Source organism: Cytophagales bacterium, assembly GCA_033344775.1.
Taxonomy (GTDB): Bacteria; Bacteroidota; Bacteroidia; order Cytophagales; family Cyclobacteriaceae; genus JAWPMT01.
Window position 1 is genome coordinate 135,968 of sequence record JAWPMT010000004.1, and the last position, 26,254, is coordinate 162,221.

General features: G+C 44.3%; 23 protein-coding genes. 12 read left to right on the forward strand and 11 right to left on the reverse strand.

The genetic code is table 11. The annotated features are described in order from the left end of the window. Positions 1–6 precede the first annotated feature (6 nt). From R8G66_09605 to R8G66_09620, 4 genes are all read right to left on the reverse strand, one after another. Positions 7–924: a glyoxylate/hydroxypyruvate reductase A gene (locus R8G66_09605; GenBank protein MDW3192612.1), complete on the reverse strand. Its 918-nt coding sequence runs from the start codon at positions 922–924 to the stop codon at positions 7–9. 129 nt (positions 925–1,053) lie between these two features. Then, the gene (locus R8G66_09610) at positions 1,054–1,710 is read right to left on the reverse strand and encodes a DNA-3-methyladenine glycosylase (GenBank protein ID MDW3192613.1); all 657 of its coding nucleotides are present in this window, start codon (positions 1,708–1,710) and stop codon (positions 1,054–1,056) included. Continuing rightward, positions 1,703–3,391: a sodium:solute symporter gene (locus R8G66_09615; GenBank protein ID MDW3192614.1), complete on the reverse strand. Its 1,689-nt coding sequence runs from the start codon at positions 3,389–3,391 to the stop codon at positions 1,703–1,705. The genes R8G66_09610 and R8G66_09615 overlap by 8 nt, the downstream gene beginning before the upstream one ends. 6 nt (positions 3,392–3,397) lie before the next feature. Then, positions 3,398–5,887 carry a PIG-L family deacetylase gene (locus R8G66_09620; GenBank protein ID MDW3192615.1) on the reverse strand — a complete coding sequence of 830 codons (2,490 nt, stop codon included), beginning with the start codon at positions 5,885–5,887 and terminating at the stop codon, positions 3,398–3,400. Between the two features lie 325 nt (positions 5,888–6,212). Here R8G66_09620 and R8G66_09625 point away from each other — a divergent pair, with 325 nt between their 5' ends. The 10 genes from R8G66_09625 (at position 6,213) to R8G66_09670 (ending at position 14,602) form a co-directional block, all read left to right on the forward strand. Then, positions 6,213–6,551 (forward strand): PadR family transcriptional regulator, encoded by a 339-nt coding sequence (locus R8G66_09625; GenBank protein ID MDW3192616.1) that lies wholly within the window; start codon positions 6,213–6,215, stop codon positions 6,549–6,551. Continuing rightward, complete coding sequence (locus R8G66_09630; GenBank protein MDW3192617.1) at positions 6,548–9,208, forward strand: ABC transporter permease; 2,661 nt, start codon at positions 6,548–6,550, stop codon at positions 9,206–9,208. Before R8G66_09625 ends, R8G66_09630 begins: the two co-directional genes overlap by 4 nt. 259 nt (positions 9,209–9,467) lie before the next feature. Next, a complete protein-coding gene (locus R8G66_09635; protein ID MDW3192618.1) occupies positions 9,468–9,995 on the forward strand; it encodes a periplasmic heavy metal sensor in 528 nt (175 codons plus the stop codon). 150 nt (positions 9,996–10,145) lie between these two features. Next, a complete protein-coding gene (locus R8G66_09640; GenBank protein MDW3192619.1) occupies positions 10,146–10,736 on the forward strand; it encodes an RNA polymerase sigma factor in 591 nt (196 codons plus the stop codon). Continuing rightward, positions 10,720–11,022 carry a hypothetical protein gene (locus tag R8G66_09645; GenBank protein MDW3192620.1) on the forward strand — a complete coding sequence of 101 codons (303 nt, stop codon included), beginning with the start codon at positions 10,720–10,722 and terminating at the stop codon, positions 11,020–11,022. Before R8G66_09640 ends, R8G66_09645 begins: the two co-directional genes overlap by 17 nt. Beyond that, positions 11,015–11,506, forward strand: a complete 492-nt coding sequence (locus R8G66_09650; protein ID MDW3192621.1) for a periplasmic heavy metal sensor — start codon at positions 11,015–11,017, stop codon at positions 11,504–11,506. Before R8G66_09645 ends, R8G66_09650 begins: the two co-directional genes overlap by 8 nt. A 196-nt stretch (positions 11,507–11,702) precedes the next feature. Next, positions 11,703–13,091, forward strand: coding sequence for a DASS family sodium-coupled anion symporter (locus tag R8G66_09655; protein ID MDW3192622.1), 1,389 nt, complete (start codon positions 11,703–11,705; stop codon positions 13,089–13,091). A 180-nt stretch (positions 13,092–13,271) separates the two neighbouring features. After that, a complete protein-coding gene (locus R8G66_09660) occupies positions 13,272–13,784 on the forward strand; it encodes a sigma-70 family RNA polymerase sigma factor (GenBank protein MDW3192623.1) in 513 nt (170 codons plus the stop codon). After that, positions 13,774–14,433 carry a hypothetical protein gene (locus R8G66_09665; GenBank protein ID MDW3192624.1) on the forward strand — a complete coding sequence of 220 codons (660 nt, stop codon included), beginning with the start codon at positions 13,774–13,776 and terminating at the stop codon, positions 14,431–14,433. Before R8G66_09660 ends, R8G66_09665 begins: the two co-directional genes overlap by 11 nt. 4 nt (positions 14,434–14,437) lie before the next feature. After that, a complete protein-coding gene (locus tag R8G66_09670; protein MDW3192625.1) occupies positions 14,438–14,602 on the forward strand; it encodes a hypothetical protein in 165 nt (54 codons plus the stop codon). A gap of 222 nt (positions 14,603–14,824) precedes the next feature. Here the strand turns inward: R8G66_09670 and R8G66_09675 are convergent, their stop codons facing one another. Continuing rightward, a complete protein-coding gene (locus R8G66_09675) occupies positions 14,825–15,421 on the reverse strand; it encodes a hypothetical protein (protein ID MDW3192626.1) in 597 nt (198 codons plus the stop codon). 616 nt (positions 15,422–16,037) lie between these two features. Next, positions 16,038–17,231: an ATP-binding protein gene (locus tag R8G66_09680; protein ID MDW3192627.1), complete on the reverse strand. Its 1,194-nt coding sequence runs from the start codon at positions 17,229–17,231 to the stop codon at positions 16,038–16,040. A gap of 218 nt (positions 17,232–17,449) precedes the next feature. Between R8G66_09680 and R8G66_09685 the strand changes: the two genes are divergently transcribed. Beyond that, entirely contained in the window at positions 17,450–17,950 is a 501-nt protein-coding gene (locus R8G66_09685) for a hypothetical protein (protein ID MDW3192628.1), read from the forward strand. A 211-nt stretch (positions 17,951–18,161) separates the two neighbouring features. Here the strand turns inward: R8G66_09685 and R8G66_09690 are convergent, their stop codons facing one another. Both R8G66_09690 and R8G66_09695 read right to left on the reverse strand, forming a co-directional pair. After that, on the reverse strand, positions 18,162–18,908 hold the full coding sequence (locus tag R8G66_09690) for a LytTR family DNA-binding domain-containing protein (GenBank protein ID MDW3192629.1): 747 nt from the start codon (positions 18,906–18,908) through the stop codon (positions 18,162–18,164). Next, a complete protein-coding gene (locus R8G66_09695) occupies positions 18,905–20,851 on the reverse strand; it encodes a histidine kinase (GenBank protein ID MDW3192630.1) in 1,947 nt (648 codons plus the stop codon). Before R8G66_09695 ends, R8G66_09690 begins: the two co-directional genes overlap by 4 nt. A 126-nt stretch (positions 20,852–20,977) precedes the next feature. On the opposite strand from R8G66_09695, the gene R8G66_09700 reads away from it, so the two are divergent. Then, positions 20,978–22,144 carry a hypothetical protein gene (locus tag R8G66_09700; protein MDW3192631.1) on the forward strand — a complete coding sequence of 389 codons (1,167 nt, stop codon included), beginning with the start codon at positions 20,978–20,980 and terminating at the stop codon, positions 22,142–22,144. Between the two features lie 329 nt (positions 22,145–22,473). Here R8G66_09700 and R8G66_09705 read toward each other — a convergent pair whose 3' ends face one another. From R8G66_09705 to R8G66_09715, 3 genes are all read right to left on the reverse strand, one after another. After that, a complete protein-coding gene (locus R8G66_09705) occupies positions 22,474–23,055 on the reverse strand; it encodes a hypothetical protein (protein MDW3192632.1) in 582 nt (193 codons plus the stop codon). 79 nt (positions 23,056–23,134) lie between these two features. Next, positions 23,135–23,734 carry a hypothetical protein gene (locus tag R8G66_09710; GenBank protein ID MDW3192633.1) on the reverse strand — a complete coding sequence of 200 codons (600 nt, stop codon included), beginning with the start codon at positions 23,732–23,734 and terminating at the stop codon, positions 23,135–23,137. Further along, positions 23,731–26,175 carry a PEP/pyruvate-binding domain-containing protein gene (locus R8G66_09715; GenBank protein ID MDW3192634.1) on the reverse strand — a complete coding sequence of 815 codons (2,445 nt, stop codon included), beginning with the start codon at positions 26,173–26,175 and terminating at the stop codon, positions 23,731–23,733. The genes R8G66_09710 and R8G66_09715 overlap by 4 nt, the downstream gene beginning before the upstream one ends. Positions 26,176–26,254 lie beyond the last annotated feature (79 nt).

Genomic DNA, 26,254 nt, shown 5'->3' on the forward strand with positions numbered 1-26,254 from the left:
AAAACATCAATAACCCTTCTTCCGATCGATTAAGTTCAACAACGGTTGCTCCATTTTCATCCTGCGATAGTTCTCTACGATTTGTGGAACAGCCGCCTCCAATTTGGTAACAACCGCAATGTGCGGCGTAATGAATACTTTGGGGTGATCCCACATCGGACTATCTTTTGCTGGAGGCTCGACCGGGAATACATCCAAAAAAGCCCCGTTCAGTTTACCGGAATCAAGGGCACTTAATATGTCGGCATCCTTTTGGTGATGGCCACGACCTACATTAATCAGAAAGGAACCATCCGGTAGTCTATCAAATAGCTCCTTGTTCAGAATTTCTTTGGTATCAGGCGTAGCAGGCAACATAGCAATGAGCAGGTTGATGTTTCCGAGAAAGGTATTCATCTCTTCGAAAACGTAGGTTTTAACACCCCCTAATTGCCGTTTGCTACGGCTTAGTCCATGTACTTCAAAACCCAGGTAGCTCAACTTCTTCGCCAAATCCGTACCTAATGTTCCCAACCCCAGAATACCAATACGCACCGGCACTTCCGGATCAAATTGTTGGTCCCAGATCTTATTTTTCTTGTCCTCCAGATATCTATCAAACTGCCGATGAAAATACATCACCGCCCCGATACAAAAATTACTCATGGGATCGCTGAGGTGTTCACTGACTACTTTAGAAACTTGCACCTGATTGGGTAGTAGGGGATCACTTACGATATGATCAACGCCTGCTCCCAAAGAGGCCACCACCTTCAAATTGGGAAGGTGATTAAACAAGGCTTCCCGGTGCCCCCAAACCACAGCCATTTCCACTGTTGAGGGGTCCTTCAAATCTTCCCAAAGGCAGACTTCCCCAGGTAGTTGTTCCTGAAAGGCATTAAGCCATGGAGCAAGGTCTTTGGTGGTTGAGTCTAGTAGTAGCATATTGTCTTCTATCTCTTGAAAGGTCTTCTTAAGCGTTTGAAATTAGGTACTTTAAAAATTTAAAAAAATCATCTTTAAAATCTCCCTTCACCCTCTTTTTAAGAGGGAATAAAAGCCTTTTTAAATGTTTTATTTAGAGTCTGCCAGGATCAACGGTTTCTGCACTTTCTTGCTCACCCATTTACTGCCTTTTTCAAAAAAGCGCCAGGGCAACAAGGCATCTTCCTGCGCATAATCTACTCCTACCCTTCGATCTATCTCCATTTCCAGTGGAGTTGCCTTAGGGTCTTCCGCTAACCACATGACTTCACTCTCGATCAATGAAGTTCCTGTCTGGGACTTATTAAAGCCCAAAGCCTGTCCCAGAGAACCCGGTCCTTTCGTCAAAGTGTACTTCTTATCGCCTCCTCTCCTATCGATGATGGTATCTAATCCAATCACCGGTTCAACAGCCCGGATCAAAACCGCATCCGCCAAACCTTCTTTATTCGTCACGATATTGAACATGTGGTGAATGCCATAACACAGATAGATATACGCAATTCCTCCGGTTTGGTACATGGTTTCCGTCCGTTTGGTTCGCTTAAGAAAGGCATGACAAGCTTTATCAAATCGACCTGAATAAGCTTCCGTTTCTACAATTCGCCCACCGGTTAATTGATGTTGAAATTGGGTGAAAACATACTTACCGATCAAGTCTTTAGCAATCCGGACTACATCATCACGGGTATAAAAGTCCTCTGATAATCTTGGCAAATGATCCCACTTGGCCTTAATGTCATTCATCGGTCTTTACCGAAGGCTTATGCAGAATGGCCTGGATGATCATTGCAAATAGAATGGTCGCCCCTAATCCTATGGCATTGTACCACAAATAGCCAATCTGGATGATCCCCGATTGTGCCAGGAAATGACAAGCCAGTACTACTCCCTGTGCCAGAATGGTCCCGTAAAAAGTAGCGGTGCCTCCCAGGAATTTTAAGAAGAAAGCAATCAGAAAAATACCCAGGATAGTCCCATAAAAGATTGAACCGACGATATTGACTGCCTCAATCAGGTTTTCCGAACTCTGCGCCAAAAGTGCAAATACAATGGCCAGGATACCCCATAGTAGCATCAGCCCTTTTGAGGCCAGAAGATAATGTGCATCCGTACCTTCCTTCTTGAACCATCGCTTATAAAAATCCACTGCTGTAGTGGAAGCCAATGCACTGATTTCCGAGGAAGTACTGGACATGGCTGCTGACAAGATCACAGCAATCAATAGGCCAATGATCCCATGTGGTAAATAATTCAGGATAAACGTCAGAAACACATAATCCGAATCCTTGGTGGCGATCTCAGGATCTACACTGGTGATCAGATCCTTGGTATCTTGACGGAGTTTATTAGAATATTTATCTAAGGTCTGCAGTTTACGTGGATCTCCTGATTCAATGTATTCCACTGCGGCAACTTTGCGCTCCTCCATTGCCACTGCATATTCAGTTTCTAATAACTCTAATTGCCTTGCTTTATCCGTAGCGTGTACTTGCTCCAATGACTGCTCTTTGAAGTGAACAGGTGGTGTGTAAAAGATGTAAAAGACATACACCATCACCCCCACAAACAAGATGAATAACTGCATTGGGATCTTGAAGATCGCATTGAACATCAAGCCCATTTTACTTTCTCGGGCGTCTTTGCCCCCTAAGTAGCGTTGTACCTGCGATTGGTCTGTCCCGAAATAAGACAAGGACAAAAAGAGACCTCCGGCAATTCCGGACCATATCGTATATCGTTTCTCAAAACTGAAATCAAAATCAATGGCCTGCGTTTTGTTCAGGACGCTGGCAATGCTAAAAGCCTCCGAGAATGAAGCGTATTCCGAGATATAGTTGATCAGGATAAAGAATGCCAGGAACATCCCACCCATGATCACAGCCATTTGTTGTTTTTGCGTAATACTGACCGCCTTAGTACCTCCCGAGACTGTATAAATGACCACTAGAATACCAGTCACGATAATAGTAAAATTCAGGTTCCAATCCAGAATAGAAGAAAGAATGATCGCCGGTGCATAAATCGTAATACCTGCCGCCAATCCTCGCTGGATCAGGAACAAGAATGCCCCTAAGGCACGGGTTTTCGCATCGAATCGGCTTTCCAGGTATTCGTAAGCGGTAATGACATTGAGCTTATAATATATGGGGATGAATACAAACGATACAATCAATAAGGCAATCGGCAGTCCAAAGTAGTTCTGTACAAATCCCATCCCACTTTCATAGGCCTGACCCGGTGTGGAAATAAAGGTAATGGCACTGGCCTGAGTTGCCATCACAGACAATCCGATGGTACCCCATTTCAACGTATTGTCCCCTCTTAGGTAGCTGTCCATACTTTGCTGCCCACGGGTTTTCCAAACACCATAGGCCACAATAAAGATCAACGTACCTCCAAGGACGAAGAGATCGATATAATTCATAAAATGCTAGTTGGAGGGTTTATCGTCTCCGAGTGAAATTAAATTAACAAAGAGGCGATAAGCGCCAGACACGCCTGCAGGCAGCTCTCTGAACCAGGAATATCCGGAATAGACATAATGTCCTTTTCCGTATTTAGCCACCAGCAAACCACCATCTTTGGGGGTCTCTCCCTCGTCATTTGAACTCAGGATAGGAGTGAATTCATCCGACCATTCATTTGGAAAATACAGTCCACGTTCCTGTACCCATCCGTCAAAATCTTTCGATGTAATCTTATTCGGCTTGTTCAAAACAGGATGATCAGGTGCCAACATGCGAACTTCAGCCTCTTCTACCGTTACCCGGTCACGGCTGAGCGTCAGGTCATAAGGGGCTACTTGCTGAGTAACCATCCTGCGGTTGGTATTGTACTGCACGAGCATGGTACCACCATTTTCGACGTACTTGAAAAGATCCGTATTCTTATATGACAGCCAATCCACCGTATTGAACGCCCGTACGCCCAGGATGATTGCATCATATTGGCGCAGGTTTTCGGCCGTAATGTCTTCCTTAACCAGGTCATCTACTTCGTATCCAATTTGACGAAGGTTATCCGCCACCACATCTCCTGCTCCGGCGATATATCCCAATTTATCTCCGGCTTTCTCCAGGTCAAGCTTCACCAATTTTACCCTTGATTCAGGGAACGTGGTTTGCGTAGGGATGTGATCATAGGCGATCACATTGATGCCTTTGTTCCATTTGGAATCATCTGAAAGCGTTGCTGAAGCTGAAACGAAATTGACATTTGCTTTTTTCGGAGGGGTAATACTGAAGGTAAATATCTGTTCCTCGCCTTTTATAGAAAGATCAAAGTCTTGAAACTCCGGCTTAGAAGACCATCCTTTGGGTAAATCGAGCTGCAATCTTCCAGTGGTATTGACTCTCCCCGAAGTAACTGTCACGGCAATCGGTCGGCTTTGGTTATCTCCAAAAACCAGCACTTCACTTTCCATGTTTACCATGACTGGTGGCGTGATCGCAATGGGACGATAGGTTTCTCCATCGACCGGATCATTTCGCTTGTAAACGATCGGAACGTTGAATTCCAGGAATTGATCTTCCAATTGAACCAGAAAAGTTGCGTTCATCGCCGAAGGATTTTCTGGTAATCCGATCTTGTTGACATCATTGACCGTATACATACCTAGCGACGAAGCTTCCCGCAACCAGTAGGGTTGGGAAAGTGGCATGTCGTCTGGAATTTTCATCATCAAATCATGATTGAACCGCCGGTTGGCTTTGAGTTCTGAGTTGAAATCTTGTGTTTTATCCCAGGGTGAGAACCGTACTTCCTTTAGCTTAAACTGACTGCCGATACGTGAAATACCTTCCAGTCGCAATTGAATGGAATCTCCGGGTACATAGGCGTAATCATCAGCCACTACTTCAAAGTACATTCCTGAAATAGCCGCAATGGTCTGATCGATCTCTTTCAATTTGATTTCCTTCCAGAATTGATCCGGCAATCGAGATAATGCCCGCTTTCCTTTGGCCAAAGCCATCAAGGTCTCAGAAGGGTCTTGTGGGTTATAATTATCTTCCGCCATTTGCAGGTATTCTGCCACCTCCTCGGCTCCAACCACACGTGACCAGGTCGCATCGAGTCCCCCAAAAACTTCTTTGGATTTTTCTCCTTCCCATTGCACCAGCCAATCTTTGCTGGTTCCTCTTCTTCCTGTACTACCAAAACCCTGGCTTTTGTGCATACTACGACTCAAGGCTGAGATTTCCGTATAGGATTGTCCCAGATTTGGATTGTACTTTCCTACATCTACGGACACCATTTCCGTGGTATCAAATTCTTGTCCGCGATAAAACCAAAAACTGGTGTTCCAGAAGATCTTGGAAGGTTGCCAGGGCTCCAGGCCATGCTCCGGATACGCTTCGGCATCGCCAGACAGTTTGAATGCTTCTTGCGCCAGGATCGCAGAAGTCAAGTGGTGTCCATGCCCTCCCCGGGTTGGAGTAAACCTTGTGACAATGACATCAGGTCTGAACTTACGGAAAACCCGCACAAAGTCCGAAAGCACTTTTTCTTTCTCCCAGATGGTCAGGGTTTCATTGGAGTTCTTTGAATAACCAAAATCATTGGCGCGGGAAAAGAACTGTTGCCCACCATCGGTTCTTCGGGCCGCCAGTAGCTCCTGCGTTCTGATAATTCCCAGCCCTTCTCTGATCTCGGAACCAATCAGGTTTTGTCCGCCATCCCCGCGGGTTGCAGCCAAATAACCGGTACGATAAAGTTCCTCATTCGCGAAATAGGCGATCATACTCGTGTTCTCATCATCGGGATGTGCCGCTACATATAGTACTGTCCCCAGTACGTTGAGCTTTTTGAGCATTTGTCTCACCTCACCGGAATGGTAAGTTTTAGGACGTTGAGCCTGAACCTGTTGGGTAGCGATCAGCACCAGAAGTAGCACCAATCTTTGTAGTTTTTTTATGGTCATTTCGATCGATTATGCAGTAGCAATCAAGCAAGGAATAACATCCAAAGTTATGTTAATTGATAATTTCCAACGGAGCAACCGCAAGGTTTTATGTAAGTGGCCAAAAGCGACTTTGATTAAACAAGTATCGATTAAAAGCGCATGTCTTGATCACGCTTTTGAAATGAGGCCGTTTGTTACCCATAACAATCAAGCATGCTAGAAATTTTCTGGTTTTATTGAACATTTCTGTTTTCAGCACGTTACTAGACAAAGTAGAAACTAATAAGATCCCACTTCGGGATTTTATTTTGCTCCCAAAATAGGCAAAGGTGAAACTAATCGTATGAAAGGAACACATTTAGGCGAATTTGAAGAACTGGTCTTACTGACTGTAGGCATACTCTCCGATGATGCTTACGGACTGGGCATTACCGATGAATTGGAAAAACAGACTGGAAGGAACGTAACGATCAGCGCGGTACATAAGTCGCTGGTGCGATTGGAAGAGAAGGGATATTTGAAGTCTCACATGGGTGGCGCTACCGAATCCCGGGGCGGAAGAGCAAAGAAACTCTACGTGCTGACCGGGTCCGGACAGGCCGCACTGAAACACACCAAAGAACTTCGGAACAACATGTGGCAACAAATTCCCAATGTGGTGTGGGACAAGGGGACGCTATGAAACAAAATCAACCTCCGCAATGGATCATCCACTTCTTCACATGGATCTGCAAAGAAGAGCTATTAGACGCAGTACTCGGCGACCTATTAGAGTTGTATGAACGGCGGGTGAAACATGTTGGTCAACACAGGGCCAATTGGCTGTTTCTCTGGAATGTTCTTTGCTTCTTACAGCCTTTTGCCATGAAAAAGCTGGAAGGTCAGACACATCTTAACAACTATGGTATGTTCAAAAATCACATCAAGACTTCTTTCCGAAGCATCAGGAAAAATGCCTGGTTTTCGGGCATCAATATCGTTGGGCTCGCCATTAGCATGTCCGTCGGCTTATTGATGATCATATTTCTCTCAGAGCTCTATTCGTTTGATCAATTCCATGAACATAAAGACCATCTTTACCGGGTTACCACGAAAGTGGAAGGTAGCAGGGGTTTCAAAGTAGGTACTTCCTCCTATTACATTGGACAGCAACTGCAGGAAGGCGTGGCTGGTGTAGAAAAAGTACTCGTTTTACGAAACGACCTGACCGCAGACCTCAAAATAGATGAACATGCCATTGCCGTGAAAGGCTATTACGCGACAGCCTCTTTTTTTGAGGTTTTTTCATTCGAACTTCTAAAAGGGAATCCAGCTAGTGCACTCTCCAATCCGGGCAGTATAGTGCTCACTCAGTCGACAGCCAATAAACTTTTTGGAGAGGAAAACCCACTCGGAAAGACCATGACAGTTGAAGGAAATCAGGATTTTCAAACAGGGATCATTACTGGTGTCATAGCTGACCCACCCGTCAATTCACACATCGACTTTGATGTCCTGGCTGCGATGAAAACCGTGGAAAACAGCCCTGTCCCGCGTCGAAGAGGCTTTAAAAATGACCCGGAAGATTGCTGGTCGAGTTATGTCTACCTCGTGCTCAGCGAACGAGCAGACTTTGCAAACATCGAAGCAGCAATGGAAGGTTTCATGGAAACCTTCAACGCCAGATGGGACGATACTAATTTCACACACAGCCTACAGCCTCTGAGCACCTTTGTGACCGATCCGAGTTATCGCAATTTACCAGGCCCCACTTTTGCTCAAAGTAAGATTTACATCATGGCCGGGCTCACTTTGGTCGTGTTATTATCCGCATGCTTCAATTATACTAACCTGTCTTTTGCGAGAGCGCTGAGACGATTTAAGGAGATTGGTGTTCGTAAAGTCAATGGTGCAGGACGCTTTCAGATCTTCAGCCAATTCATTACAGAAGCGGTCATCATGTCCTTGATTGCGCTCATCATTGGTTTTTTACTTTTCATACTGATCAAACCGCGATTTCTGGAATTGGGCAATCCCACAACCAGTAGCCACCCCATGTTTTCGCTAGACATCACTGGCCCTGCACTCCTTTACTTCATCGCATTTGCCCTAATTATTGGAGTAGCCGCAGGATTATTGCCTGCCCTCCTCTTGTCAAAACTTAAAGCCAATGCTTTATTCGGTGAAGTGTCTCGCGTGAAGGTCTTTACCGGAATGAGTCTACGAAAAGTGCTGAGTGTTTTTCAATTCACATTGGCCATCGGCCTGATAATGTTTGCGGTGGTCGTTCACAAACAATATCAATATGTCATGGACTATGACCTTGGTTTTGAAACTGAAAACATCATTCAGATGGAGGTTGATGAACAGTACCTCGACCTGTTAACTAACGAGTTCGACAAACTTCCTGAGGTAATGGAAACTTCTCGTTCATCAGGTTTGATTGGGTTAACTGGTCGTGGGGGGTTTGCCATTGCATTAGATCGCAGCGATACGATCACTTTCATGCTCAATAACATCGATGGAAATTACCTTCCCATGCATGGCCTTGAAATCATTGCAGGATCGGGCTTTACCACTTCTCTAAAAGAAGGACAAGGTCTCAACTATGTGGTCGTCGATGAGCAATTTTTGAAAGCCCTCAATTTAGGATCCCCGGAAGAATCCATCGGCCGGCAAGTATGGCACCAGCGCGATGAAGATGTTAAAATGCGGATCATAGGCGTGGTGAAGGATTTTGTAAAAGTCCCACTCAATCAAATGAACAGCGAACCGATGGTATTTATGCAAAAAGCCAGAAGCAAGTATTACCGTAGCAAAAAGTGGTTTCTGAACGTGAAAATCCAGGGTGTGGAAGTATTGGCCACCATTAACAAGCTGGCGGACATTTATGAAAAGATCGACCCGCTGCATCCATTTCAAGCTAAGTTTTATGATGATCAGCTGGCTCAAAACTATTCACAATACCGCGCGACCTATGAAATCACATCCTTTCTGGCGCTACTGGCAATTTCCATTTCCTCGTTTGGGTTATTGGGAATGGCGGTATTCAACACCGAGAGCCGTATGAAAGAGATAAGTATTCGAAAGGTGCTGGGAGCAGGTATTGGCAACCTCTCTACCCTGTTATCTAAAGGATTCATAGGGCTTATGCTCTTTTCAGGTTTGGTTGCAATCCCACTTACCTACTACCTGGTCATTACTTATGTGCTGAATGAGTTTGCCTATCGTACCAATATTGGTCCGGTAGAAATCATGTCCGGTCTGATCATGGTCTTGCTCATTGGCCTGCTGACCATAGGTTGGCACATCCGGTTGGCAATCATTCAAAATCCGGCAGATATTTTGAGGAAAGAGTAGTTCCATATCGATGTGTCCTCAGCATCTTCAGAGAATGACGCTGAGGAGAGGTCAAGTCCGCATGACTACCTGACACCTATAATTAAATCTTTATCAATGTACCTCAGAGTTTTCAGAGAATAACTCTGAGGAGAATCAAATAGCTTCACCCCACCCTTACATCTTTTTTTCATACCACCGCAAGTTTTTTTGACAAGCAACATCTAAGCCTATAGTAACTCAGAATAAAACGGACAGACGTCCACAAACGGAATTAGGTATGAAAAAGACATTTTTAATCTTATTGATTGGTGTATGTACACTTGGTGCCATTGCGCAATCTGACGAGGGCGAAAGCAGAAGTGGTTATGAGCGTGAGCACAACAGAGAAAGAAGTGAGCGTCAGCGCAATAGAGACCGGGGTGAAAGAACTGAGCGTCAGCGCAACAGAGCCCGAGGTGAACGAAGTGGTCATTTGCGTGAAAGAGGCATAGCCATGCTTAATCTTACTGATGCGCAGAAGGATCAGATGAAGATGATGCGCATTGCGCACGAAAAGGCGATCAAAAGTGACCAGCAGACGCTGAAGTTGAAGATGGTGGAGTTGAGTAATCTGGTAGCTAATGACGATCCCAGCGAGCAAGAGGTCAGCAAGTTGACGGATGAGATTGGAGGGTTGCAAACCGCCTTATTGAAAGCGCAAATTGCTCATCGCATTGAAGTACGGACCATTTTGGATGAAGAGCAGAAGTTGAAGTTTGACAAAATGAAATTAAGACGAGGGCCAGCAGGAAAAAGAGGTATGTAGTTTAGGTCGTTATCGGGGCTTCTCAGCGGTGGGGGGTCCTGATTCATCATGACTTGTTCTCCCATTACACTTTTGAAAAGCGGGATCAAAGTCAAACATCCATAGCAAGTTTTGCCACTCAATAAATTAGCTTTAACTCGACGTTAATAAATGGCCTTTGCGCATGCGACATCAATTGAATTGCCCCGGGTGACGGAGACAGGACCTACCCATAGCATCGCCCCTGACTTTGGTGCACTTGTAGATCAATATCAGGGATTGGTTTATAATACCTGTCTGGGATTCCTTAAAAATGCAGAAGATGCGGAGGATATGGCTCAGGAGGTATTTATGGAGGCATTTCGGTCGATTGATAAGTTCCGAGGGGAAGCAAATCTGAAAACATGGTTGTATCGGATTGCAGTCAATAAATCCCTGGAAGCCATTCGCAAAAACAATCGGCAAAAGCGGAAAGGAGATACCATGAGCATTTCGCAGGAAATGGAAGTGGGAAGTGAACGATTTTATCATCCGGGTGTTGTGCTGGAACAAAAGGAAAGAAGCGCCATTTTGTTTGATGCCATTGAGCAATTGGCCGAACACCAACAGGCAGCTTTTACTTTGCACAAAGTTGATGGCCTGAGTTATGAAGAAATCGCCAAAGTATTGGATAAAAGCGTGGCATCTGTGGAATCATTGCTGCACCGTGCCAAAAGTAATTTGAAGAAGATATTAAAAGCGTACTATGAAGCCTCTGAATGAAGAAATCGAAGCGACCCTCAATAGCCTTGAGGGATTAAAACCCGCACAACCCGGTCCGGATTTCAAGTCGAAAGTAATGGCCCGATGGGAAGAGTCATCCAAGGGAGATGAATGGCTTCGGTACCTTAAATATGGCATCGCAGCCATGATCCTCATGGCCATGGTGAATGTCATTACCCTTTTAAATCGTGGGACTACCACTGCTCCTCAAACAGACCAATTCACGGCACAGGTAGTCGACCAGTACCTGGACGCTTCGGACATTTATGAAAGTAGCTATGAGTAAGCAAACAAAAAGCCTGACCATTCTTACGATTGCGATGCTAGTACTCAACATTGTATTACTAGGTGTCATTTTCTTTGATGGCGATGAGCATCATCACCGAAGAAGAGCCGGAGACCGACGTGAAGGCGACCGCAGAGAACATTTCGAACGTAGGATGTCAAGACATCTTGGCCTTGACGATGCTCAAAAGGAAGCTTACGAAAAGCTGCATAATACCCACAAGAAGGAATTTTGGCAGCTTAGCAAAGCCATATTCGAAACCAAAAAGAGGATCAGCGAATCACTTGCTGTAGATCAGGAAACTGAAGCCAGGAAACTACTCATGCAACTGGACAGTCTGCATCAAGTCAGGGAACAAAAGTACTTCGATCATACCCAGGCTATCTTCACCCTATTTACCCCTGAGCAACGACAGAAATTCCTCGAAACCCTCGACAAGGTCGGTGACGAGCACAGGAAGAAGCGCAGGAGAAGGGATGATTAATTGATCAAAAGTCTTTCTGTTGGTCATTGAATATTTCCTGATAAACACCCACAATTCCTACCTAAAATTATCATTGTCTTAATTTCATTTTCCCCTGTAGAAAGGCATTCGTATTCCCTGATATAAATCAGTTTCAAAACCGGAACAATATCAGTTTCGTTGACAATTCCAGGGCTATCATTGCAGCAAAAATCACATGGCTGATTCCAGGATATTTGCCTTAAGTCACTATTTGAAAGAAAGATGGCCATTGAAGAAAAAGCTGACTTTCTTCCTGGGTTCTGTATTGGTGGCATTCGCCGTTTCCCGAATGCTCATCGATCCGAGTATGATGCCTCAGCAATCCAACGGGCTTTTTATTCTGATTCTCGCTTCTCTGCTTTGGATCACTGAAGCCATCCCGTCTTTTGCAGTCAGTTTTCTGGTCCTGGGATTTTCCATTTACCTCCTCGACGACTTCAATCCCACAACCATCAATCCGGAATGGAAAGAATACACGGCACAATGGAGCAGCACTGTGATGTGGTTGTTTCTGGGTGGGTTCATTCTTGCTGAAGGGGCACACAAGACAGGGTTTGATCGATATTTTTCAAGGATGGTCCTTTCCTTCTTTGGAACTAAACCTCAATGGGTGCTATTCGGAGTAATGATCACTACGGGTGTATTGAGCATGTTCATCTCCAATACCGCTACAGCCGTGATGATGCTCTCTATTGTATCACCAGTAGTTGCTAAACTTCAATCAAAAAATCCGTATAGGAAGGGATTGCTGCTCGGCATTGCTATTGCTGCAACAGTATCCGGTATGGGTACCATCATTGGATCCGCACCTAATGCCATCGCAGTGGGTAACCTCGCCGAACAAGGTATCACGATCACATTCACCGAATGGATGCTAGTAGGCGTTCCCATAAGTCTACTGTTACTCCTTTTAGGCTGGATACTCTTATTGAAATTTTATCCTAGCTCAGAAGATCACGTAGAAGTCAGGCAAGAACAACCAGATACAAGAAGTTCTACATTCCGAATCGTGACCATCACTTTTTTCGTGACCGTATTACTTTGGATGAGTTCCGGAGCGCACGGCATTCCAGTTCCGGTAATCGCCTTTATCCCGATCATCGTCCTCACCGTCACCGGAATCCTTGGAGCTAAGGACATGCGCAATGTTCCCTGGGATACCTTGATTCTAATTGTTGGAGGCCTGATCCTCGGAGATGTGATACGAAAATCAGCATTGGCAACACTTTTTATCGAGCTATTCCCGCAATTTGATCAACCCTTTCTTGTGTTGTTATTGCTCGGGTTGGCCACCTCTGGTCTCTCCAATCTGATGAGTAATACCGCCACCGCCGGGATCATCATACCGCTGGTATCATTGATGTTGCCCAACCATCCGATAGAAGCAAGTGTCATTGTCGGTTTGTCTTGTAGTACAGCCCTGCTTCTCCCTATTTCCACACCACCTAATTCAGTGGTCTATTCTTCCGGTGTGCTATCGATTAAAGACTTTAGACTAGTCGGTGTAATCATCGGCATACTGGGAGTAGTTGCGATCTCGATATTGACGTTTGTGATGCATTAGCAGCCGTGATCATGCTCTGAATCCGCGATTATTTTGGCCATAAGCATTAAGGCATTTGCCATGCGACAAGCACTACAGATTGATAGACATTCCAACTTTCATTAACTTTTTACTGAAAAGTGTAATTCTTGTGTTTTTCTTCAACTAACCTAACAATGAAGAACAGAAGCTCAGATCGAATTGAACCATAAATCACTGGAACAACCATTCCTGGACCAAATAATTAAGTCCCAAGGCATTATCCACCGCATCTGTCAGATGTATGCTTCTGACACCCATGAAAGGCAGGACCTGTTTCAGGAAATCCTGATCCAATTATGGAAATCCTACCCTTCCTTTCAGGGCAGGTCCAAATTCTCAACATGGTTATACAGGGTCAGCCTTAATGTGGCCATCCAAAACCTGCGGGTTTATAAACGTCGACCAGATCGTACCGGAACATTAGCCCAGGTCCCCGAATTTCCGGAAATGCCAGAGGAAGATCAGTTTGAAGAAAAACTGCAATGGTTTCATCAGGCTTTAGAACAACTAAGCCCCATCGACAAAGCCATCGTTATGTTATATCTGGAAGAGAAGGACAATGAAGAGATAGCGGCCATTGTGGGTATCAGTCAAAACTATGTGCGGGTAAAAATGAACCGGATCAAAACCAAACTCAGTAAAATATCCAAAACCAGTTATCATGGAGCTTGACGAACTAAAATCACACTGGAAACGACTTTCCGGCGAGGAAAATCAACGCTCGGTACACGCATCCAAAATCCACGAAATGATCACAATGAGATCTAAATCCTTCATTTCCAGTGCCACCATAAAGGTTCGAAATAAAGCACGCGCGGCATCAACTGTTGGCACACTATCCCTGGTTTTAAGTTTAGTGATGCTTTTCATGAAAGAAGAAGGGCCATCCTTTTTAAGCGAACACATTTCAAATCACACGCTATTTACCATGTTGATCTTCATGTCGTTCTTCGTACTTGTTGTTGCCTGGTTCAACCGACAACAGTTCCTCAAACTTCGAGCCCTGGAAACATCGGCGAGTAATATCCGGGAAGCACTAACAGACACCATTCTTCGCATTCGAAGTGTAATGAGGGCCAGTATCCTCAGCGATTCCATTGGGGCTCCCATCATTGTATGTTGGATCACCTACATTCAGCTATACTGGGACACGGGATTTATCTGGGACATTCGCATGCTAAGCCTTACAGTTATCACTGCTTTCAGCATACCGATCCTTCATCTCATTGCCAAATCTGGTCAACGAGCCAAGTACGGAACACATCTTACTGAACTGGAACGCTGCCTGGCAGAACTCGACTCTCCTACCTCTGAAGCATAGCATCATGAACGCAAAACACGTAAAATACCTTTCTATTGTCGGATTGACTTTTGTCATTTCAGGCATGACCTCTATTTCCAATCATCCCAAACTTGGTGCCTTAGTCGCATTGACAGGAGGATTAATGGTCCTATTCAGTAAATGGTACCGAGAGCGAAGACTTGAATGAAAGCATTCGTGATCAAACCGAATTCACTTGGAGGAATATGATTCATCACTGATCATTAGTGATTGAGTTGATAGTAATTTGGTTTCTACATTTAACAAGGAACCTGCCTCGTTCTGGTGAACCATTTTGGGTGTATTCAAAGCAACCAACTAATTCATCAAGCATAAAAAAAGCCCGTCCTGAGACGAGCTTTCCAAACTATCTATGTATTTACTAAAGTGCTTATTTCAATGCGAGTACTCGCTCATCTACCAGATTACCCTCCAGGAAGAACTGCAATGTCACATCACCCTGTACGTTGCGGAAAGTGAACAGATCCTTGATCTCCTCCTTGCTGGCATACGTCCCGGTATACAGTGCATTACCCTGATCATCGTTGAGTGAATAGGCAAGCTTCGCTCCGGATTGGTTGGTACCAACAAGTGCATAAGCATCCCCTTCAACTCCAACCAGCATCAGTTGAGAAGCCTGGAATCGCGCTTGTGCGGCAGTCTGTGCAGCAGCTTGCGATACTGATACAGATTCCTCGTACTTATAATCTCCGGACTTCAACACAAACGTGTAATCACCATCTGGCAAAAACGACAGATCAAAATCCTTCGCAAATCCTTCCGAGGAAACGTTGGATTTGTAAAGCAATCTGCCTTCATGATCCTTTAATTGAAGTTGGATGTTCTGCTGGGCAGCAGCCGCATAGATCATACGGAATTGACGATCGTCTACCGAGAATAACTTACACTGTGGCTCCACATATAGTGAATCGAGTGTAGCATTGGCATTAGAAGTGGTAACACTTAAAACTATTAAAAGTGTCGCCATGAGTTTAACCATTGTTCTCATAATTGTTGATCAATTATTAATTGTTGATGCAAATTTCAATACATAAACACGACACTCACAAAGAAAAGATCATTTTAATATGAAATAATTAACGATATATCTATATTTTTATATTTCATTCAATTTTAAACTAAATACTATTCCATATTCGCAATAAAGACCTATGGAAAACGTTTACCATTTTCATGTTTGCAACCGATTCCGATTCCTTCTCATTCTGCCAATAAATACCAGTAATAATTACATATTATCTAAGAAAAGTGCAGTGTAACCTCCTGGCATTGCAAATCTTTCATTGCCTTTTTCAACCGCTCTAAATCTTCATTGTTTAGTGGTTGATTTCCCTCAACCTGATTGGTAGAATGGCTCCCCATTTCGCCTCGATTTTGGGTAACACCGACTCAACGATTTAGTAATTTGTAGTCCAATATCGTTTAGTTAAGAGAAGAATATCGTCATTGCGAAGAATGAAGCAATCTCAAATACACTTTTAGAGCACAAACATGAAACAGACTGCTTCGCATGCTCGCAGTGACGAGCCTTAACTAAACGACATTGGTTTGTAGCCCATTGAATGACCACTTTGCAGTACTGATCAGGACTCATCATCCCCTAATGGCAATATCACACGGAAAATTGTTTCCTTTTCCATGCTGTCAAACATCAACTTTCCGCCATGTTCTTCTACAATTTTGTAGCTCACTGCCAGGCCTAGCCCCTTGCCCGAACCTGTTGCCTTGGTGGAAAAGAAAGGATCAAACACCTGCTTTTGAATTTCGGGTGGAATTCCGGCCCCATTGTCCTTGAAGCTGATTTCCAACCAGTATTCGTCCCATTCGGTGCGTATTTCTATTATGCCCTTCCTTTCTGGTGGGATAAATGAAGAAGCATTGGTCAGCAGATTCAAAAAAACCTGATTGATCTTCCTTGGAATACAGCGCACCATATCAAAAGAATGGTCGTAGTTTTTGGTCACCTTAACAGACGTTTCCATTTGAGGCATTAATAGTTCGACAACCTGATTCAGGTTATCATGGATATTCACCCACTTGCGCTCCGAGCTCCCAAAATTGTTGAACACTTGCAATTCCCGAACAACTTCCTGAATTCTTTTTGCACCTTGTTCGATCACTGCTATCACCTGATCAAATTTCTCACGGTTGCCCAAAGCCGTTTGTTCCGTATTTAGCTCCTGGTCCATTGTGTCCTGTAGGACCACCATGCCATTGAGTATGTAATTCAAGGGATTATTGATTTCATGTGCCATACCTGTAGCCAGTTGACCCACAGAAGCCATTTTCTCCTGATAGAGTACCTCCAACTGCATTTCCTGCAATTTTCGGTTGGTTTCCCTTTGTTGTTCGTACGCCTCCTCTAGCTTGGTATAGGCCACTTTCAATTGCCCAGATAGCGCCAGTGCTTCATTACGTTCATACCGTAATCCAACCACTTTGTTATACACGTCTTCCAGATCGTATACCGTCAGTACATAGGCACGATTCCCCTGAAAGCTGGTCACCTGAACGGAAAAGTCATAGATGGAGTGACGCCCACAAAAACCAGTCTCTATACAATCCCATTTAAAGGGATCTTCTTCCTCCAACGTTTCGAAATAAGGTTGCATCCCCACAAACACTTCCTCTTCGAATAATTGAAATTTATCCTTGGCCACTGTGAAAAGTCGGTTGTTCGACTCCAGCACATGCCCTTCCCAATCCAATAACATCAGTTGATACTTTAGATCAACAAAATCCTCCATGTTCGTGGACAAGCCTGAGAATTCCTTCATGATACAACACTACTTCATAGCAGGTTAAGCTACCAATGTATTCGATCAACCAGTAGAAACACAAGACAGATGTTCCAAAACTAAAGTTGGTGCATCAGCTCTTCTATCAGCTCGTATACTAGAAGTTGTGGCTCAGAACTCCGGATGATGCCTTTGACCTATGTACCTGCTTCCAATCTTAAAATGCTATTAGTATCTTCCCTATACAATTCACCGCCATGAATAGACTTAAACAAATTCTGCTCGGAATTGCAGTAACGTTCCCTATCTATCTTTCGGCTCAACCACAACTCACCGCTGTTGTCCCCTGGGAGATTCCCCAAGGCATTTTCTTTGGCATGCCTTTGGACAATTTCCAAAAAGCAGTGGAGCTCGGTCTTATGACCAAAGACACTTCCGATGTGTACCGGTGGACGTACTTCCATGAGCATCCTACGGACAGTATAGAAGGCATCATGTATTTCATCGACAATCAGCTGGACCATCAGCCTCTTTATGAAATCGCAATCGCCTATGGTAGCCAGGAAGTAGCTCGAAATAAGGCTTTGACCCTATTTGGCGAACCAAATTTCCTCAACAAACAGACGGGAGAAACCAACGAGTGGCGTTTCGCTAACCCAGGTTTTCCTGATATCTGGGTTTGGATCGTTAAAGGCAATCTGGTCATCATCGCTAACATCCCCGGCACTGAATGGGGCATTGATTGGTATTTGTATTGAAATCCTCCCCTCTTGAGAGAGGTCCAATGCTCTTAAGTTACGGTCACTCCGCTTCCGCGGACGGCCAGGGGAGTCTTTGCTAAAAATGTTATGTTGATTACCGATTTCCAAAGATTCCATTTCTGGAATGACTTCTGTAAATTAAAATTTCAACCTTAACTTAAGAGCATTGTTAAGGGAGGTCAGGGGAATTTTATATCACCTCCAACTTCTAACTCCCCATATAATACCGCATTAGTTCATCTTTCTGCGCAGGAGATACTGGCAATTCCATACCATTCGCCATGGTCACATCTCCACCTCTTCCTTTTCTGTATTTACGCACATGATGCAAATTGATCAGATAAGACTTGTGAATGCGTAAAAAATCAAGTGGCTCGAGTACTTCCTGATAGTACTTCAACGTACGACAAATCAGCACCTCACGACCTGATTCCAAATAAAACCTTGTAAAATTCTCCTCCGCCTGACAAAAGACAATTTCCTCCGCTTCTACCACTTCAAACCCATTAATGATCGGTAGGACAACTTTCGTTTTCTGCTTCTGCGTTGTTTTGATGTTGGCCAGAAGTACTTGTGTACTATCGGGATAAGTATCTGCTTCTTCGGTCACCCGCTTTACTGCTTCAATAAGCTCATCAATATCTACCGGTTTCAGGATGTAATGCGCTGCACTATACTGGATCGCCCGCAAGGCATAGTGACTGAAGGCGGTCACAAATACCACCTTAAAACCCACAGTTTCCATGGACTCCAGCAAATCAAAGCCATTACCGTACGGCATTTCAACATCCAGAAATACCAGATCAGGCACATGCGTTTCTATCTGAACTTTGGCTTCAGCAATGTTTGCCGCTTCTCCCAGCACTTTTACCTGAGGGCAATACGCTTGCAAGAAATTTCTCAGGGTCGTTCTGCTCGCCTGTTCATCGTCTACGATCAGCGTTTTTAGCATCATGTAAGCAATTTCTTTGGTAAATGGATCGTCACTTCCGTCCCTTCTTCCAGGTCTTTTACCAGCACCCGAATGTCGCTACCATAAGTAGCATTCAGCAGATCGATCCGTTCCTGCGTATTTTTCATTCCTGTCGAGGTATTTTTCTTTTGATTCGTTGTTTTTAGTGCTCGTGACCGTGCTCTTCCAATGCCATCGTCTTTGATAGTAATCGTCAGTTCCTCTTTGCCATGCACCATTTCAACGTACAAATGGCCCTTTTCTTCCTTGTACCTAAGACCATGCCAGATGGCATTTTCAATGTATGGTTGGGCCAACATCGGTGGTAGCTGCAAGTCTTGCGAATCCAGTCCATCATCAATCTGCAATTCATATTGAAACTGATCCTGAAATCGGTAATGCTCCAGCTTCAGATAAAGTTTCAACACCTCCAACTCTTCCTCCAGAGGGATAAATTCCTTCTGGGAGTTTTCCATCACAATGCGCATCAATCTAGAAAAGTCCGACAGGTAGCGATTGGCCTCACGAACATCATTCATAGAAATAAAACTGTTAACGGAATTGAGCGCATTGAATATAAAATGCGGATTCATCTGGCTCCTGAGTGACTTCAATGCTAGCAATTGATTCGATAAGTTCTTCTTTCGATTGGAACGATACAACAGCAATGAAATCCCCAGTATCGTCAACAGTGACAAGCTGAGCCCATAGATAGATCGCCGCTGAAACGACAAGGATTCTGCCTGAAAAGTACGTTCTTGCTCCAGAATGGCTATTTCATTCTCGTACAATTGCCGGTCCTTTTCAAGAGAATTGATGGTCTGTTGCCTTTCAAACAAATCACGCTGAACCTGCGCGCTCAAGGCAATTTCTCTTTCCTTGTTCTGATAGAGCTTATCCACCAATTGGGTATAGCTACGATAATTATCCAACGCCCGATTATAATCTCCGGAAGCAGCATACACATCTGACAATGATTTTCTAGCCGCGATGTTGGTCTCAAGGTTTCCCTCTTCTTCGGACAATTCCACGCTTTCCTGCAAATAAGGAATGGCCTCTTCGGCCTGATCCAAATCCAGGTAGATCGACGCAATGTCAAGATCGAGGGTATTTTGTCTCGCTCTGTTATTAGTGGCGATACTTCGGGCACGGCGGCTTTGCTTGAAGGATAATTCTGCTTCCGGGTCGTTTTGATTCTGATAGACACGACCAATGGAATTGGTAATATCTTCGCTACGCTGTTCCAAATTAAGTGAATCCGACAATTCCAGGGCATTCTGGTAATTGAACAACGAGGAGTCCAATTGAATGGCTTGTTCTCTGGCCCTACCTAGAGCCAGCTCCAATTCCAATTGCAATTCCGCATCCTCAATATTATCCAGCCATGCTTGCGCCTTATCCAGGAATTCAAATGCTCCTGCTACCGCTCCGGAATCGATCAGGACATTAGCAGACAGTAGTAAACCATTGATTTTTGATTTAGGGTCATTCATTCCCGACACATACTCATTGGCATACCGCATCGCCTCTCCGTATTGCTGATTGGCATATAGTGCACTGGCATAGTCGAACCGTACATTCCCTGACAACCCAGTCCTTCGCTTAAGACTACCTAGAGACAACTTCGAGCCCTGATTGGCTTCCACCGCTTTGCGGTAGTTGTTCACTGCCAATTGGTACTGACCAAGGTTATAATTGATTTTTCCCGCCAATTCATACACACGTATTTGAGAAGATTGATCCAGCAGTCTGGAGTTACGACGAACCAATGCATCCAACATATCCAGCGCTCTGATCGGATCACTATCCGCCAATTTTTCTATTTCCTGAAAATCAAAAGATCGTCCCTTCCTGACCTGAGCATAGTCTGCTTCTTTTTTCTGCGCCACTGAAAAGGGTCCGACCAGAAAAGCCATCAATAGCAATATGAGCGTATGCGCTTTCATTGTAACGCTAAGTTAAATCGTCTCGATGAGGTCAGGGTGTCGTTTCAAGGAGTCAAGTGACCTGTTCATCAAGTGGTGCGATCCAACAGCTACCCTAGATACGTCTATAATACTAAAAAAGATATCATGAACACCTCAACTCCCCATAAGTACCTGAAAGTGATAGGCATATTGGCCATCATGTGCATCTTTCAACCGCTGGCTTCACATGCAACGCGCTCCAATTCAGCTCCCAAAACCAATGAACACATACAAAAACGGATCTACCTCGCATTATTACTCGATACGAGCAATAGCATGGATGGCTTAATTGATCAGGCCAAATCGCAGTTATGGAACATTGTTGATGAACTCGCCAATGCAGAACATGGAGGGACTGAAGCCGAACTAAATATTTCGCTCTATGAATACGGCAATGATAACCTTAGCGTGCGCAGCGGCTATGTGCGTCAGATCACAAAATTTACGACAGACCTTGATGATATATCTGCCCAACTTTTTGCACTGAAAACCAATGGTGGCTCGGAGTATTGTGGCACAGTTATCAAGCGCTCCCTGACTGATCTGGACTGGGGCAATGATCCTGAAGACCTAAAGCTAGTATTCATCGCGGGTAATGAACCATTCGATCAGGGTAGTATCTCCTTTGAACAGCAATGCGTACTCGCGCAGCAAAGTAACATTCAAGTCAATACCATCTTTTGTGGTCCCTACAACCAAGGCATCAGTGGACTTTGGAAAAAAGGAGCCAATCTGGGCGGTGGCAGTTACCTCAACATCGACATGGATCAGAAAACAGTCTATGTTGCGACTCCCTACGACGCTTCCATTGACAGTCTGAATAACCTACTCAATGACACCTATATCGCCTATGGTGTTCGGGGCAGACAGAAGAAAGCACAGCAATTGCAAGAAGACAGCAACGCTGAATCTTATAGCAGCGCCAACAAAGTGCGACGAGCCATTTCCAAAAGCAAGCACGTCTACAAAAACGCTACATGGGACCTGGTGGATGCCCTGGATGAAGAGGAAGTTGACTTGTCTAGTCTGGAGGATTCCGAGCTTCCCGAAGAAATGACCGGAATGACTGTGAAAGAAAAAGAAACGTATATCCAGCATAAGAAGCAATCACGCACTGTGTACCAAAAGCAGATCCAGGAGTTAGGCTCGAAAAGATCCCGATATATCAAAGCCTATAACGACAATCTGTCCGTGGAAAATCCCCTGGAAGTTGCCATTCTCCAGTCTGTCAAACAAGCCGCGAAAGAGAAGCAGTTTACGTTTAAAGAATGACTCCATAAATCCCTGTTAGTGAATCCATGTCATAACAGGGTTTCAGCTTGTCATGCCGAATTTTGAGCAACCAGTTTTTTTACCGTCATGCCGGTCGTCACAACAGAATCATATCTCTCCGCATGCGATGAATGTGACGTACCGGAATCTCAAACAAAAAAGCAGCAGCTAAACGATCTTGAGATTCCGGCAGATCAATGAATTTGTCTGATCCATCCATGTTACTCTTTGATCGCCGGAATGACGATCCATTGTTTTGTATAACTGCAATTCACACTTCATATTCGATCATTTCTGAATCCCCTTTTAGGGCCCGGAGGAATTTTCAACTACCTACTCACCCTGACACGATTCGATTGTATGGAAAACTCCTGACCATCATCCATAGTGATTTCAATGGTAAACGATTGATTAAGATTACGTTCCAACGTACAGACCATTTGCATGATCACGGGATCAAACTCGAGATTACTTCCAATCATGCGATCCATCGTAAATCGGGGCTCGAAAGAGCTACTACCAACCCTATCGGTCATAAAAAGGTCAGACAAATCCTCACCTGGCGCATAAACCGAATCCTGAGTTACCAAAATTGTACTATCCGACGTAATTGAAAATTCGATGATCTCATTGACAGAAACATGGGTATTAGCCCCCTCTACCTCATCGCCTGCCGCTTGCCAATCATCAACTGAGATAAGTAAACCGAAATTAGAAAGATCAGTCTCAAAATTTGTAGACACGGAACTTCCAAAAGTAGACCCCTGTCCATTTGTGATACCTCCTGCGATTAGTTCCAGGCTTGTAACATTAATTGGTTGAACCACCTCTTCTGATTCTAAGCAACCCACCAATCCTGCGGAAAGCGAGATCAAAAAATAGAATAGTTTCGTCTTTATTGTTTTCATCATTGGTATTGTTAATGAGGACTTGCTGTTTGATATATACTTTTCGTAGAAGAAATTGTGAATCTACTTAAACTACAGCCCCTTACCTGATTACCCTCACACCATTCGACTGCAAAAAGTATTCATCTCCATCATTCATGGTAATAGCCACAAAAAATGTCTGGTTCAGGTCTCGTTCCAGGGGGGCAACCAATTGAAAAATCATCGGATCAATCCTAAGGCTTTTCCCGATCATGTAATCAACAGAAAACCTTGGTTCAAAACGGCTCTGACCAAAAAAGCCTGTCACTCTTTCTATTCGGTCAGTCATGAACAAAGCCGACAAGTCTTCTCCCGGCAAGAAGATAGAATCCTGTGTGACCATGACGATACTATCCGAAGTGATCGAAAATTCAACAATGGTATTAACCGAGAGAAAAGTATTGGCTCCATTTATGTCCGCACCATCGTCTTCCCATTCGGTGATTTCTACTTCCAGACCAAAATCAGCAAGTGATACTTCTAAATCCGGAGCAGCAGGACTAACCCAACTAATCCGTTCCCCATTGGTAATGAAGCCTGCATGAAGCTCTAGACCTGAAACAATAATTGATTGTAATACGTCATCGTCTTTGAAACAACTGATGAGTCCCGTCGAAAGCAAAACCATCAGATAGAATAGTATGTGTTTTGTTGTTTTCATCGTTGATATTGATAATAAGGTCGCGCCTGTTTGATGTATACTTTTCGCGGCGAGACTTGCGAATCTATTTTAAACTCCAGATCCATCCCGAACGACTCATACCTACAATTGCAGTTATTCGGTACATTGAAAAAGTAATGTCGCTTGATCAACTTGGCAAAACGGCCCAGTTCAAACAGTTCCTCATCGGTCATCACCGGACGGGTATAACCAGATAAGTTCGAAAAACTCAGGTATTCTACAATGAACGGTTCACGACCATCGATAGAACCATCGAACAAAATGATTTGATCGTGCAATACCCCCGGTTCCGGGAAGACAATGCTCTCTTCTCCGAACTGCACATTGATGATGTACCCCTCATTGTCGTTATATAGATTGGTGGTGATCATCACCCCATTGGCATTTTCATTGGGGAATGAACGATGCACCAACACACCCATCGCGCAACTCAGGTGATCGATCTTAAAATAGCTCCGTTCCTCAAACGCGCGCCAATTCCAAAGACCTGCCCATACCTGCCTTATGGCGATTTCCACCGTCTTATTGGGATTATCCTTTTTTGCAGATTTGGAGGTGTATAAACCAGCTCCGGTAAATCCTTCCAGGTCTTCCGCGTTTGTAGAAGATCGGAACCGAAACGCATCAAAGTCCTGAAAGAAGTTGATTCTTTCTTCCACTACTTCGATCAAACCTGGCTCCACCGGATAGGCCCGAATGCTGTCTCTTACTTGTTTGAGCATTTCAGCGCGGTGTGCTGGGTCCTCATTGAACCTATCATCTTGCAAGAGATCATTGATCCAGACATCAATCCCTGATCTTTCCATGTGTCTTTCATAGTAATGAAAAGGAATAGCAAAAGCATTGCCTTCAGGTACAGGCATAGCTAATCCACGAGAATCCACCAGACTGGCAATCTCTCCAAAGTTTGCCGCCTTGCCTCCAATTCGGTTGAGGAAAGACAAATCCGCATCTTGCATGCTGATCAATGTAGAATAGTCCGTATTCTTTTCCAATACAGTTGTTTCTTGAGGCTCATTCACCTGCCAATGTTGTTCTGCCTCTTCAAAGGTCGCGGCTCTTAGCTCAAATGCATTGGCCCTCACTTCCAGGTACACCAGCTGCCCTTCAAGCTCATTTACAAGTTCACTTTCAAAAGCATCGCGCAATGTCATGTTAGGTGTACCACGGCTGTGGCTCAGGATATTGATATGGCTTAGTGGTGTTTGATATGCGGTAGTGATGATCCCGGCCACTACTGGTATATCGTTGGGAATGCCGTCCAGCACGACAAGATCACGACGCCCGAGATAGGTGGTTTCCAAATCTTCCAGGCGTACTTTACGCAAATACCCATAGTTGATACCAGCATTCATGGCCTGAAAATTCTGCCCTTCTAATAACTCATCCGGATCAATCTTACGGATTCCGTCGCAGGTTTCATATCGATCAGTCTGCATCAAAAAGGTCAATTCTTCCCCGAAATAACTCGTCTCACTGATCTTATTGAACAAAGTCTTCAACTGACTGCAGCTCATCTCATTGGCAGTCACCAATTGAAGGACATATCGATCCTGCGTATGGTAATAATTCACACTACCCATCAGGTATCTCCTGTCGGGATGTTCCTGATATTGGGTGATGTTGTATGTAAAGTGTCCCTTATCGTACCCGAGTACCTGCTCAGCAAATTGAAAGTGATAAATGTATTTGGACGTATTCTGATAGTAGATCCGGTCTCTGTCCATGTCATAGATCAACTTGATACTCGTGACATCCGAAAGGTTGCTCCTGGGCGGGTTACCTCCTAACAGGTCAAACACGATCGGATCGCTTAACTCCGGCAAAAAGTCCAGGTTGTCCTGATAGGAAGTCCGTAACATCCTGATGTGCTGATGCCCATTCGATTGATGGACCACCATTCTCCGTTCAAGATAATCTGCTTTGTTGAAGATCAGTGTATCACTTGATTCTAAAAACCGGAAGTGTTGTGCCCTTAGGTCTACAAGATAGGTCTGCAGTCCATTTGACACCACCTTGTAGCCAAAGACCGATCCATTCACCGTCACTCGCATCACGAACATACCGGGTTTTAGCGATGGAATAATATAGCGATCCGTAACTACTCGTTCTCTACGGAGCACACGCCCTCCCAAATCGAATAACTCAACCCGCACGTTTTCTTGCTCACTCCAGGCCAATGTATTTCGCAAAACCACCGGCTGATCCGACGCAACTACCGTGTTATTGTATTCGAGAAAGAAATTTCCGTCTCTGTTGGTTACCGTGGAAACTATTCCATCTTCCAGCACCATATCCACCGACATACCATCCAACGGCGAACCCGACACGATATCCGTGACAGTACCTGTATAGATGGACTGACCATAGCCTGACAACAGACCTAAAAACAAAAAGCATGTAAGTAGTACCCTTAGCATCGTCGTGTTAATGCAATATTCATGCCTTATGGACTAGAATAAAAGGGAAATTAAAGAATTGTGGTAATTACTCGTTTCC